We start from the raw sequence: 12,347 nt of genomic DNA, 5'->3' as shown, positions 1-12,347 counted from the left end.
ATGCTCACCCAGCTTCGCCCCGCCGTGACGCTCCTCGTGCTCCTCACGGTCCTCCTCGGCCTCGCCTACCCCGCCGCCATGACGGCGGTGGCGGGCGCCGCCTTCCCGCGCGAGGCCGCCGGCAGCCTCGTGCTTCGCGACGGCCGCCCGGTCGGCTCCTCCCTGATCGGACAGAGCTTCACCCAAGGCATCTACCTGCAGGGCCGCCCGTCGGCGGCCGGCAACGGCTACGACGCCTCCTCGTCGTCGGGCACCAATCTCGGGCCCACCAGCGCCAAGCTCGCCGAGCGGCTGCGCACCGACGGCGAGGCGCTGAAGGCCGCGACCGGCGCCGGCGTGCTGCCGGCCGACAGCATCACCACCTCGGGGAGCGGCCTCGACCCCGACGTCTCGCCCGCCTTTGCCGAGCTTCAGGTCGCCCGCATCGCCGGAGCGCGCGGCGTCCCGGCCGACACCGTGCGCCGCGTGATCGCCGAGAACACGCGCGGCCGGACCCTCGGCGTCCTCGGCGAGCCGCGCGTCAACGTGCTCGCCGTGAACCTCGCGCTCGACGCGGCCGCCCCGGCCGCCGCGCCCCCGGCGCCGTCCGCGCCGGTCGCCGCCAACTGAGCGGCGTCTTCTCCCGCGCCGGGCCCGCCCGCTCTATCTCGTTGGTCCAGGGGGACGTGCCGGCCGGTGCGTCCCTTCGGCCGTTTCCCGCAACCGTCCACCCTCGAAGGCCGCCATGAACCAGGACGACGCGCCCCGCGCCTCCCCCGACGCGCTTCTCGGCCAGGCCGAGCGCGAGGGGCGCGGCAAGCTGCGCCTGTTCTTCGGCGCCGCGCCCGGCGTCGGCAAGACCTACGCCATGCTCCAGGCCGCGCGCGCGGCCAAGGCCGACGGGCGCGAGGTGCTGGTGGGCGTCCTCGAGACGCATGGCCGCGCCGAGACCGAGGCCATGGCGGCGGGGCTGGAGATCCTGCCGCGCGCGCTCATTCCCTATCGCGGACGGCTCGTGCCGGAATTCGACCTCGACGCGGCCCTCAAGCGCCGGCCCTCGCTCCTCCTCGTCGACGAGTACGCCCATTCCAACGTCGAGGGCTCGCGCCACCCCAAGCGCTGGCAGGACGTCGCCGAGCTGCTGCTCGCCGGCATCGACGTCTGGACCACGATGAACGTCCAGCACGTGACGAGCCTCAACGACGTCGTCCAGCGAATCACGGGCGTGCGCGTGCGCGAGACCGTGCCCGACACGACGCTGGAGGTGGCCGACGAGATCGTGCTGGTCGACCTGCCCTCCGACGAGCTGATCCGCCGCCTCGCCGAGGGCAAGGTCTATGTCGAGGACACCGCGACGCGCGCCACGCGCAACTTCTTCAAGCCCTCCAACCTCACGGCGCTGCGCGAGTTGGCGCTGCGCCAGGTCGCCGCCCAGGTCGACTCCGACCTGATCGAGCGCATGCAGGGCGGGGCGATCGAGGGTCCCTGGGCGGCCGGCGAGCGGCTTCTCGTGTGCCTCGGGCCCGACCGGCAGGCCGAGCGCCTCGTGCGCGAGGGCAAGCGTCTCGCCGACCTCCTGAGCGCCCACTGGTTCGCGGTGACGATCGAGCGCCCGGGCCTCGTGCCCGAGACGGCGTCGGCCGCCTCCCTCGACGCCGCGCTGCATCTGGCGCGCGACCTCGGCGCCGAGACGCACAGCCTGGTCGCCGCTGACCTGCCGGCCGAGATCCTGCGCTTCGCGCGCTTCGAGAACGTGACGCAGATCGTGGTCGGCAAGGCGCAGGGGCGTGGGCGCCTCCTGCCCTTCGCGCGGCGGGGGCTGGCCGACGCCCTCGTGCGCCGGGCGCGCGGCGTCTCGGTCCTCGTCCTCACCGAGACCTCCGAGCAGCGCCCGGCGCGCTGGCGCTGGCCCGAGTTCGGCACCTGGACCGGCTACGGCGCGGCGGTCCTCAGCGTCGCCTGCGCGACGCTTCTCGGGCGCGAGCTCGTGCGATTCATGCCGCTGCCCAACCTCTCGATGCTCTATCTCCTCGCGGTGCTGGTGCCCGCTCTCGTCTTCGGCGTCTGGCCGGCGGTGGTCGCCTCGTTCCTGTCGTTCGCCGCCTACAACTTCTTCTTCATCGACCCGACCGGCTCCTTCACGGTCGCCCGTCCGCACGAGGTGCTGGCGCTCGGCGTCTTCCTGATCATCGCAGTGACGATCTCGGCGCTGGCGGGCCGCGCGCGCGAGGAGATGCGCCTGTCGGCACGCCGCACGCTCGCCGCGCGGCGCCTCTACGAGTTCACCCGCACGCTCTCGGCCCTGCCGGACGCGGGCGCGGTGATGGAGGCGGCCGTCGGCGAGATCAACACCGCGACCGGGCGCTCGGCCGTTTTGCTGCGGCCCGGCCCCGGGGATCTGGAGGTCGCCGCCGCCTGGCCGCCCGAGGACCGGCTCGACGGCTCGGCGCGCACCGCCGCGCGCTGGGCCTTCGAGCACGGCGAGCCGGCGGGCCGGGGCACCGGCACGCTGCCCTCGACCGCCTGGTCCTTCGTGCCCCTCACCGTGCGCGAGGGCAAGGTCGGCGTTCTGGGCGTCGAGCGCGCGCCGGACGCCGCCCCGCTGGACGCCGAGGCGCGCACGCTCCTGTCCGCCCTCACCGAGCAGACCGCCGCGGCCCTGCACCGCGCGCTTCTGTCGGCCGAGGTGCGCAGCGTGCGCCTCGAGGCCGAGACCGAGCGCGTGAGGAACATCCTCCTCGCCTCGATCAGCCACGATTTCCGCACCCCGCTCGCCTCGGTGCTGGGGGCGGCGAGCGCGCTTCTCGACTACGGCGACCGCATGGGGGAGCCGGCGCGGCGAGACCTCCTCTCGCAGATCCGCGACGAGGCGCAGCATCTCGACGGCATGGTGCGCAACCTCCTCGCCGTCACGCGCCTCGAGGCGGGAACGCTGGATCTCCGCCGCGACTGGGTGGACGTCACCGAAACGCTCCACCGCGTCGTCGACCTCGCGCGCCGGCGGGGCGCCACGCAGCGCTTCGAGGTCGCGGCCGCCCCCGACCTGCCGCTGGTCTTCGCCGACCAGAGCCTTCTCGACCAGGCGATCGGCAACGTCGTCGGCAACGCGATGCGCTATGCTGGCCCTGGCGCGGCCATCGCACTCTCGGCCGCGCGCGAGGACAACGAGATGGTGATCCGCATCCGCGACGACGGGCCGGGCGTGGCCGAGGACGTCGCGCCCCACGTCTTCGAGAAGTTCGCCCGCGCCCGGCCGCGAACGGGGGGCGACGCGGGCGAAAGCGCGGGGCTGGGCCTGGCCATCACGCGCGGCATCCTGGAGGCGCATGGCGGGCGGGCCGAGCTCGACGCCACGCCCGCCGGCGAGCGCGGCGCCCGCTTCCGGCTCGTCCTGCCCCTCGAGGCCGGGGCCCGCCCGTGACCCGCCCCGCCATCCTCGTGGTGGACGACGAGCCCGCCATCCACCGCTTCCTGAAGCCGGCGCTGGAGGCGGCGGGCTACGAGGTCCTGCGCGCCGACACGGGCGAGGCGGGGATCGCGGCCGTCGCCAACCAGTCTCCCGCGGCCGTCGTGCTCGACCTCGGCCTGCCCGACATGGACGGGAAGCAGGTGGTGGAGCGCGTGCGCGCCTGGTCGCGCGTGCCGATCGTGGTGCTATCGGCGCGCGACCGCGAGGCCGAGAAGATCGAGGTGCTGGATCTGGGCGCCGACGACTTCGTGAACAAGCCCTTCGGCGTGGGCGAGCTGATGGCGCGGCTTCGCGCGGCTCTGCGCCACGCCATCTCGGCGGCCGGCGAGACGGCGCAGCTGCGCCTGCGCGACTTCGAGGTGGACCTTGCGCGCCGCCGCGTCCTCAAGGGCGGCGCCGAGACGCGCCTGACGCCCAAGGAGTTCGAGCTCCTCGCCTTTCTCGTGCGCCACAGCGGCAAGGTCGTCACCCACCGCCAGATCCTGCGCGCCGTCTGGGGCCCGGCGCACGAGCACGACACGCAGTACCTGCGCGTCTATGTCGGGCAGCTGCGCGCCAAGCTCGAGGACGACCCGGCGCGCCCGCGCCTGATCCTGACCGAGCCCGCCGTCGGCTACCGCATCGGCGAGGACTGAACGGGCGCGCGTTGACGCGGCATCCCGGGCCCTGTTTAACCGCGCTGCCTGACGGTGCTCGACGGTTCGAGCTCACGAAACGATTCCTGTCGCGGCCGACCCAATCCGGGGGCTGGCGGGGAGACTGTCGGAAAGAGCCACGCGGAAGCGCCCCAGCGCGCCGCGCCTCCTTTCGGCCTTTGGATGAAAGGAGGCGCCCATGAAGGCGCTGATGATGTGCGGCCACGGCTCGCGGGACCGCGGCGCGGTGGAGGAGTTCCGGGGCCTCTCCGAGAAGATGGCGCGCCGCCTGCCGGACTGGCGCGTCGACTACGGCTATCTCGAGTTCGCGACCCCGATTATCCGCGACGGGCTGGACCGCCTGCGCGAGGCGGGCGCCACGCAGATCATGGCGCTGCCGGGCATGCTGTTCGCCGCCGGCCACGCCAAGAACGACATCCCCTCCGTCCTCAACACCTATGCGAGCGCCAACGGCGTCGAGATCCTGTACGGCCGCGAGCTGGGGATCGACCCCAAGATGATCCGCGCCGCCGGCGAGCGCATTCGCGAGGCGCTGCGCCGCGACGGCTGGCGCGACGGCGAGCCGCTGCACGACACGATGCTGGTGGTGGTGGGGCGGGGCGCCTCCGACCCCGACGCCAACTCGAACGTCGCCAAGGTCATGCGCATGCTCTGGGAGGGCCTCGGCTTCGGCTGGGGCGAGACGGCTTATTCTGGCGTCACCTTCCCCCTGGTCGAACCGGGGCTGACCCATGCCGCCCGCCTCGGCTACCGGCGGATCGTCGTGTTCCCCTACTTCCTGTTCACCGGCATCCTCATCGACCGCATCTATGCCGGCGTCGACAAGGTCGCGGCCGGGCACCCGGAGATCCGCTTCCTGAAGGCGGGCTATCTCGGCGCCCACGACCTCGTGGTGGAGACCTTCGTCGATCGGCTCGCGGAGATAGGCGAGGGCACCAACACGATGAACTGCCAGATGTGCAAGTATCGCGAGCAGGTGCTGGGCTTCGAGGCGGAAGTCGGCTTGCCGCAGGAGAGCCATCACCACCACGTCGAGGGCATCGGCACCGGGCCGGCGGCCCCGGACGGGCACGGGCACGCTCATCACGACCATGCGCACGGCGACCACGAGCACCATCACCACGGGCATGACCACGCCCATGGGCACGCTCACTCCCATTCGCACGACCATGGCCACGACCACGCGCATGGCCATGACCACGCGCACGGGCATTCGCACGGGCACGACCACACGCATCATCCCTATCCCCATGCCGACCACCCGCTGGGCCCGCGCTCGATGAAACGGTGAGGCGCGATGGCTCTTCACTACGAGCGCGATCCCGCCGCGATCTACGATCAAAGTTTCCGCACCATCCGCGAGGAGGGGGCGGAAGCGCTCGCGTGCCTGCCGGAGACCGCGCGCGATCTCGCCATCCGCATCGCCCATAGCTGCGGCATGGTGGATGCGATCGACGACCTCGCCCTCTCGCCCGATGCGGTGGAGGCGGGCCGCGCGGCGCTGGCCGGAGGCGCGCATATCTTGGTGGACGCCGAGATGGTGCGGCACGGCATCATCGCGCGCAACCTGCCGGCCGGCGTCGAGGTCGTCTGCCTCCTCAACGATCCGCGCGTACCGGCGATGGCGCGTGAGACCGGCACGACGCGCTCGGCCGCGCAGGTCGACCTCTGGGACTTGGAGGGCGCGGTGGTCGCGATCGGCAACGCGCCGACCGCGCTCTTCCGCCTCTTGGAGCGGCTGGATGCCGGGGCGCCGCGCCCGGCCGTGATCCTCGGCTTCCCCGTCGGCTTCGTGGGCGCGGCCGAGTCCAAGGCCGAGCTGGAGCGGAGCCCTCGCGGCGTCCCCTTCGCCGCCTTGCGCGGCCGGCGCGGCGGCTCGGCCGTGGCGGCCGCCGCCGTCAACGCCCTCGTCTCGGGCCTCGCATGAGCGCGCCCTGGCTCCACGTGATCGGCGTCGGTGACGGCGGCCTCGACACGCTGACCCCCGAGGCGCGCCGCGCACTCGACGGGGCGCAGACCGTGTTCGGGGGTGAGCGTCATCTCGCCATGCTGGGCGACCATCCCGCGCGGCGCGTCCGCTGGCGCTCGCCGTTCGCCGAGTCGGCCGCCGACATCCTCGCCGCGCGTGGGTCTCCCGCTGTCGTGCTCGCGACCGGCGATCCGTCCTGGTTCGGCCCGGCGCGCTGGCTGCGCACGTTTCTCGACGCGGGCGAGATGCGCGTCCTGCCGGGGCCGTCCGCCTTTTCGCTGGCGGCCGCACGGATGGGCTGGGCGCTGGAGGCGGTGCGCTGCCTGACCATTCACGGGCGCGAGGTCGAGGCGCTGAATCCGCACGTCGCGCCGGGCGCGCGGCTCCTCGTCCTGTCCGAGGACGGCGCCTCGCCGGCCCGCGTCGCCGATCTCCTCCGCCGTCGCGGCTTCGGCCCGAGCCGCATCGCCGTCCTGGAACATCTCGGCGGCCCGGCCGAGTGGGTGCGTGAGGCAGAGGCCGACGGGTTCGCGCTTCCCGACGTCGCCGCTCTCAACACGCTCGCGGTGGAGTGCCGGATGGGCGAGGGGACGGTGCATCACCCCTTCGCCACCGGCCTGCCGGACGACGCCTTCCGGCACGACGGCAAGATGACCAAGCGCGTGCCGCGCGCCCTCGCGCTCGCCGCCCTCGCACCCGGCGCCGGCGAGCTCCTGTGGGACGTGGGAGCCGGTTCGGGCTCGATCTCGGTGGAATGGCTGCGCGCCGCGCCCGGTGGCCGGGCGATCGCGGTCGAGCCGATCGCGGAGCGCCGCGCGATGATCGCCGAGAACGCCTTCCGGCTCGGCACGCACGGCCTGCTGATCATCGAGGGCAAGGCACCCGCCGCGTTCGAGGGCCTGCCCGCGCCCGATGCCGTGTTCATCGGCGGCGGGCTCACGGACGGCGTCTTCCACGCCGCCTTCGCCGCGCTGAAGGGCGGCGGCCGGCTCGTCGCCCATGCCGTGACGCTGGAGTCGGAGGCGATCCTCCTCGCTCTCCACGAGGTGCACGGCGGCGAACTCTTGCGCGTCGCGGTCAGCCACGCCGAGCCGGTCGGTCCCTATCGCGGCTGGCGCCCGGCCATGCCCGTGACCCACTGGTGCCTGCGAAAGGCCCGGCCATGACCGGCACGCTCTACGGCCTCGGCCTCGGTCCCGGCGACCCCGAGCTTCTCACTTTGAAAGCGCACCGCATCCTGCGCAGCGTTCCGGTGATCGCCTATCCCGCGGCGGAAGGATCGCAGAGCCTCGCGCGCGCGATCGCCGCGCCGCACTTGCCCGGCGAACAGGAAGAGATCGCGATCCCCCTTCTCATGTCGGGCGACCGCGCGCCCGGCCAGGCCGCCTACGATCGCGCCGCCCCGCTGATCGCCGAGCACCTCGAGGCCGGCCGCGACGTCGCGGTGCTGTGCGAGGGCGACCCCTTCTTCTACGGCTCCTTCCTGTATCTCCATGCCCGATTGTCCGACCGCTTTCCCACCGTCGTCGTGCCCGGCGTCTCGTCCGTGATGGCCGCCGCCGCAGGCGCCCGCCGGCCCTTGAGCGCGCGCGGCGACGTCGTGACGGTGCTCCCCGCGACGTTGCCCGACGAGACGCTGCGCCCGGCGATCGAGGCCGCCACCAGCCTCGCCGTCCTGAAGCTCGGCCGGCATTTTTCGCGCGTGAAGCGGCTCCTCGGAGAACTCGGTCTGATGGACGACGCGATCTATGCCGAGCGCGTCACGCAAGGGGGCGAGCGCGTCCTCCCCTTGAGCGAGACCGGCGACGAGGCGCCCTATTTCGCGATGATTCTCGTCTATCGCGGCACCGAGCCCGCCATCCGGGGGACGCTCGCATGAGGCCCGCCATCGTCGTCCTCCACTCCGGCGCGCTGCCGCTCGCGCGCCGCGCCGCCGCGCTGGTCGGCGGCGAGGTTCACGGCGCGCGCGGGCGCGCGGACGAGGCCGAGATCCTGTTCGAGGCGGCGGGCGACCACCTGCGCCGGCTGTTTCGGGACGGTCGCCCGCTCATTGCCGTCATGGCGGCGGGCGCGGTGATCCGCATCCTCGCGCCGCTGCTGACCGACAAGGGCGCCGAGCCGCCGGTCGTGGCGCTGGCCGAGGACGGCTCGGCCGCGGTGCCGCTGCTCGGCGGCCACCACGGTGCCAACGACCTCGCGCGGCGCCTCGCCGAAGGGCTCGGCGGACACGCCGCCGTCACGACGGCCGGCGACCTGCGCTTCGGCGTCGCCCTCGACGCTCCTCCGCTAGGCTACACGCTGGAGAACGCGGCCGACGCAAAGGGCGTCATGGCCGAACTCGTCGCGGGCGCGGAGGCGTGGATCGAGGGCGCGGCGCCGTGGCTCCAGACCTCTCGCATCCCCGTCGCCGACGACGGGCGCGTCACGCTCGCCGTCACGGAAGAAGCTCGCGAGGCGAAGCCGCTCGAACTTCTCTACCGCCCCCGGACCATGGTGCTCGGAATCGGCGCCGAGCGCGGCGCCCCGCCCGAAGAGGCCGTCGCGCTGGCCGAGCGGGTCCTGTCGCAAGCCGGCGTCTCGCCGCTGAGCTTGGCTTGCGTCGCGTCGATCGACCTCAAGGCCGACGAGCCGGCGGTTCATGCGGTGGCCGCACGCTTCGGCGTGCCGGCCCGCTTCTTCGACGCCGCCACTTTGGAGCGCGAGCGCCCGCGCCTCATGAATCCGTCCGCCATCGTGTTCCGCGAGACGGGCTGCCACGGCGTGTCGGAAGGCGCGGCGCTCGCCGCCGTCGGCCCGCAAGGCGCGCTCGCGGTCTCCAAGCAGAAGAGCGCGCGCGCCACCGCCGCGCTCGCGCGCGCGCCCCTGCCGATCGACCCGGCCACCGTCGGGCAGGCGCGGGGACGGCTCTTCGTGGTCGGCATCGGACCGGGCGGCGCGCCCTGGCGCTCGCCCGCCGTCTCGGCCCTTGTCGAGCAGAGTACCGACCTCGTCGGCTACTCGCTCTACCTCGACCTCCTCGGGCCCCTCGCGGACGGACGGACGCGCCACGACTTCGACCTCGGCGCCGAAGAAGCGCGCGTGCGCCATGCGATGGAGCTGGCGGGCGAGGGCCGGACCGTCGCGCTCGTCTGCTCGGGCGACGCCGGCATCTACGCCATGGCGACGCTGGTCTTCGAGCTTCTCGACCGGGGCGAGGTATCCAAGGCGGCCCGGCGCATCGCCGTCGAGGTCTCGCCCGGCATCTCGGCGCTGCAGGCGGCTGCCGCCAAGGCCGGCGCCCCGCTCGGCCACGACTTCTGTACCATCTCGCTGTCCGACCTCCTGACCCCCTGGGAGGATATCCAGCGGCGCGTGCAGGCGGCGGCCGAGGGCGACTTCGTCGTTGCCTTCTACAATCCCGTGTCGAAGCGCCGCCGCACGCAGTTGGCCCACGCCCGCGACGTGCTCCTGCAACACCGCCCCGCCGACACGCCGGTCGTGCTCGCCACCAATCTTGGGCGCGAGGGCGAGAGCGTGCGCATCGTCGAGCTTCAGGCCCTCGACGTCGAGGAGGTCGACATGCTGACCGTCGTCCTCGTCGGCTCCACCAACACGCGTCTTCTCGTCACGCCCGAGGGACGCCGCTTCGCCTATACGCCGCGCGGCTATGCCGCCAAGCCCGGCACCGGGATCCAGTCATGACCGTCCACTTCATCGGCGCGGGGCCGGGCTCGCCCGACCTCATCACCCTGCGCGGGCTTCGCCTCATCGAGCGCTGCCCGGTCTGCCTCTACGCCGGCTCGCTGGTGCCCGAAGAGATCGTGCGCGCCGCGCCAGAGGGCGCCCGCGTCCTCGACACCGCGCCGATGCACTTGGACGAGATCGTCGAGGAGATGCGACGCGCCCACGAGGCGGGGCTCGACGTCGCGCGCGTCCATTCGGGCGATCCGTCGATCTACGGCGCGACCGCCGAGCAGATGCGGCGGCTGGACCGGCTCGGCATTCCCTTCGACGTGACGCCCGGCGTGCCGGCCTTCGCGGCGGCCGCCGCCGCGCTGAAACTCGAGCTCACCGTGCCCGAGGTCTGCCAGACCGTGGTGGTGACGCGCACCGCCATGAAGTCCTCTGCCATGCCGGAGGGCGAGGATCTCGCGACGCTGGCAAAAAGCCGCGCGACGCTCGCCATCCACCTGTCGATCCGCAACCTCGCCCATATCGAGCGCGAACTGTCGCCGCTGCCGGGCTATGGACCGGACTGCCCGGTCGTGGTCGCCTATCGCGTCGGCTGGCCGGACGAGCTCTTCATCCACGGCACGCTCGCGACGATCGGCCGCCAAGTCCGCGAGGCCAAGCTCACCCGCACCGCGCTGGTTCTCGTCGGCCGGGCGCTCGCGGCCGAGGACTTCCGCGACTCGGCGCTCTACGACGCCGCGCATCCGCACATCCTGCGGCCTCACGCCAAGCGCGCGAAAGCCGGCTAAGTCTCCAGCCACTCGACGACGGCATCGAGGTCGCCCGCGATCGGTGGCGGGGGCGGCGCGGGCCGGCGGATCATCACGACCGGAAGCGCAAGCCGCCGCGCAGCCTCGATCTTGGCATGGGCGCGTCGGCCGCCCGAGTTGCGGCAGACGAGGTGCGTGATCGCATGGCCCGCAAACAGCGCGGCCTCCTCCGCCGGGTCGGTCGAGGGGCGGCCGAGGACGAGCGTGGCGGCGAAGGGCAGGGGGCCCTCCGGCGCGTCCACGACGCGCCAGACGAGCCGGAGGTCCGGCCGGTGGCGAAAGGGGGCGACGTGCTGGGCGCCGAGCGCGAGAAAGGCCGTCGCGCCCATCGGCAGGGCGTCGCGCGCGCTCCGCAGGCAATCCACCTCGGTCCACGGATCGCCGGTCCTTTGCTCCCAGGGCGGGCGCAGGAGCGCGATGCGAGGGACCCCGGCGAGACGGGCCGCCTCCACCGCGTTGCGCGACATGCCGGTCGCGAACGGGTGGGTCGCGTCGACGAGATGGGTCACGCCCTCGGCCTGGAGGTAGGCGGCCAGCCCCGCCGCGCCGCCGAAGCCGCCGATGCGGACTGCGACGCCGGCCGGTAGGATCGGCTCGCGCGTGCGCCCGGCGAGCGACAGGACGAGCCGCATCTCGGGATGCTCGCGCGCGAGGCGCGCGACGAGAAGCGACGCTTCGGCCGTGCCGCCGAGAACGAGCACCGATCTAGCGGGCATGGGCGATCACGAGGCCCGCGCGGTCCACCACCACGACCTCGGCCGCGACGGGCGCGCCGCGCAACGCCTCCCGCACCGTGCCGAGCGCCCGGCTCCCCACGAGGCCCGCGATGTCGAGCCCGGCCGCCGCGCAGAGATCGAGCGCCTCCTTGGCCGTGTTGGCGCGGAGGATCCGTCCCCCGAGGTCGCCGTCGGCGCCGAGGTCCCGCGCAAGCGCGGCGAGGAATTCAAGGTCCACCTGCGAGCGCCCGGAGTGGAGGTCGAGCGCGCCCTGGGCGAGCTTGGCGAGCTTGGCGAAGCCCCCCGCGATCGTGAGGCGCTCCACCGGATGGCGGCGCAGGTACTTCAGGAGCCCGCCCGCGAAGTCGCCCATGTCGAGATAGCTGATCACCGGCAGATGCGGATAGAGTTGCCGGACCGCCGCCTCGCTGGTGGAGCCGGTCGCGCCCACCACGTGCCCGACGCGCTCGGCCCGCGCGACGTCGATGCCGCGATGGATGGAGTGGATCCAGGCCGAGCAGGAGAAGGGGTGGACGATGCCGGTCGTGCCGAGGATCGACAGGCCGCCGAGGATGCCGAGCCGCCCGTTCCACGTCTTCTCCGCCAGCCGCGCGCCGTCCGTGACGCCGACCGTCACCTCGGCATCCAGGGCCCGGCCGTGCGCGTCGCAGAGGCCCTCGAGTTCGGCGCGGATCATCTGGCGCGGCACCGGGTTGATCGCCGGCTCGCCGGGCGGGATCGGCAGGCCCGCCTTGGTCACCGTGCCGACGCCCTCGCCGGCCCGGAACACGAGGCCGGAGCCGACGGGCAGCCAGCGCACGCGCGCCCAGACCTCGGCCCCGTGGGTGACGTCGGGATCGTCGCCCGCGTCCTTGACGATGGCGGCGAAGGCTTCGCCGTCGCCGAGCCGCTCGCGCGCGAGCGAAAAGGCCGGCGTCTCGCCGCGCGGCAGCGTGATCGCGACCGGATCGGGAAAGCGGCCGGTGAGAAGCGCGGCACTCGCGGCCTTGGCGGCGGCGGTCGCGCAGGCGCCCGTGGTCCAGCCCCGGCGCAGGGGCGCGCCCTCGCGCATCGCGA

At 73.6% G+C, this 12,347-nt stretch carries 11 protein-coding genes; 9 read left to right on the top strand and 2 right to left on the bottom strand.

The window, feature by feature from the left end:
- From kdpC to cobM, 9 genes are all read left to right on the top strand, one after another.
- Complete coding sequence (gene kdpC, locus AUL35_RS08545; protein WP_062014037.1) at window positions 1–609, top strand: potassium-transporting ATPase subunit KdpC; 609 nt, start codon at window positions 1–3, stop codon at window positions 607–609.
- Window positions 610–724: 115 nt separating this feature from the next.
- Entirely contained in the window at window positions 725–3,400 is a 2,676-nt protein-coding gene (locus AUL35_RS08540) for a sensor histidine kinase KdpD (protein WP_062014035.1), read from the top strand.
- The gene (locus tag AUL35_RS08535) at window positions 3,397–4,083 is read left to right on the top strand and encodes a response regulator (protein ID WP_062014033.1); all 687 of its coding nucleotides are present in this window, start codon (window positions 3,397–3,399) and stop codon (window positions 4,081–4,083) included. Before AUL35_RS08540 ends, AUL35_RS08535 begins: the two co-directional genes overlap by 4 nt.
- Window positions 4,084–4,282: 199 nt before the next feature.
- Window positions 4,283–5,395: a sirohydrochlorin chelatase gene (locus AUL35_RS08530; RefSeq protein WP_062014031.1), complete on the top strand. Its 1,113-nt coding sequence runs from the start codon at window positions 4,283–4,285 to the stop codon at window positions 5,393–5,395.
- Between the two features lie 6 nt (window positions 5,396–5,401).
- Window positions 5,402–6,031 (top strand): precorrin-8X methylmutase, encoded by a 630-nt coding sequence (locus AUL35_RS08525; protein ID WP_062014023.1) that lies wholly within the window; start codon window positions 5,402–5,404, stop codon window positions 6,029–6,031.
- Window positions 6,028–7,239, top strand: a complete 1,212-nt coding sequence (locus AUL35_RS08520) for a bifunctional cobalt-precorrin-7 (C(5))-methyltransferase/cobalt-precorrin-6B (C(15))-methyltransferase (protein WP_062014021.1) — start codon at window positions 6,028–6,030, stop codon at window positions 7,237–7,239. The genes AUL35_RS08525 and AUL35_RS08520 overlap by 4 nt, the downstream gene beginning before the upstream one ends.
- Window positions 7,236–7,952: a precorrin-2 C(20)-methyltransferase gene (cobI, locus tag AUL35_RS08515; protein WP_062014019.1), complete on the top strand. Its 717-nt coding sequence runs from the start codon at window positions 7,236–7,238 to the stop codon at window positions 7,950–7,952. The genes AUL35_RS08520 and cobI overlap by 4 nt, the downstream gene beginning before the upstream one ends.
- A complete protein-coding gene (gene cobJ / locus AUL35_RS08510; protein ID WP_062014018.1) occupies window positions 7,949–9,754 on the top strand; it encodes a precorrin-3B C(17)-methyltransferase in 1,806 nt (601 codons plus the stop codon). Before cobI ends, cobJ begins: the two co-directional genes overlap by 4 nt.
- Window positions 9,751–10,533: a precorrin-4 C(11)-methyltransferase gene (gene cobM / locus AUL35_RS08505; RefSeq protein ID WP_062014016.1), complete on the top strand. Its 783-nt coding sequence runs from the start codon at window positions 9,751–9,753 to the stop codon at window positions 10,531–10,533. Before cobJ ends, cobM begins: the two co-directional genes overlap by 4 nt.
- Here the strand turns inward: cobM and AUL35_RS08500 are convergent.
- Together AUL35_RS08500 and AUL35_RS08495 are read right to left on the bottom strand one after the other, a co-directional pair.
- Complete coding sequence (locus tag AUL35_RS08500) at window positions 10,530–11,270, bottom strand: cobalt-precorrin-6A reductase (RefSeq protein ID WP_062014013.1); 741 nt, start codon at window positions 11,268–11,270, stop codon at window positions 10,530–10,532. The two genes, cobM and AUL35_RS08500, sit on opposite strands and share 4 nt — an antisense overlap.
- Complete coding sequence (locus AUL35_RS08495; protein ID WP_244493714.1) at window positions 11,260–12,342, bottom strand: cobalt-precorrin-5B (C(1))-methyltransferase; 1,083 nt, start codon at window positions 12,340–12,342, stop codon at window positions 11,260–11,262. Before AUL35_RS08495 ends, AUL35_RS08500 begins: the two co-directional genes overlap by 11 nt.
- Window positions 12,343–12,347: the final 5 nt, after the last annotated feature.

This window comes from Aureimonas sp. AU4 (assembly GCF_001463765.1).
In the GTDB taxonomy this organism is placed as follows: Bacteria; Pseudomonadota; Alphaproteobacteria; order Rhizobiales; family Rhizobiaceae; genus Aureimonas.
This window is presented reverse-complemented; position numbering and strand designations above follow the sequence as displayed.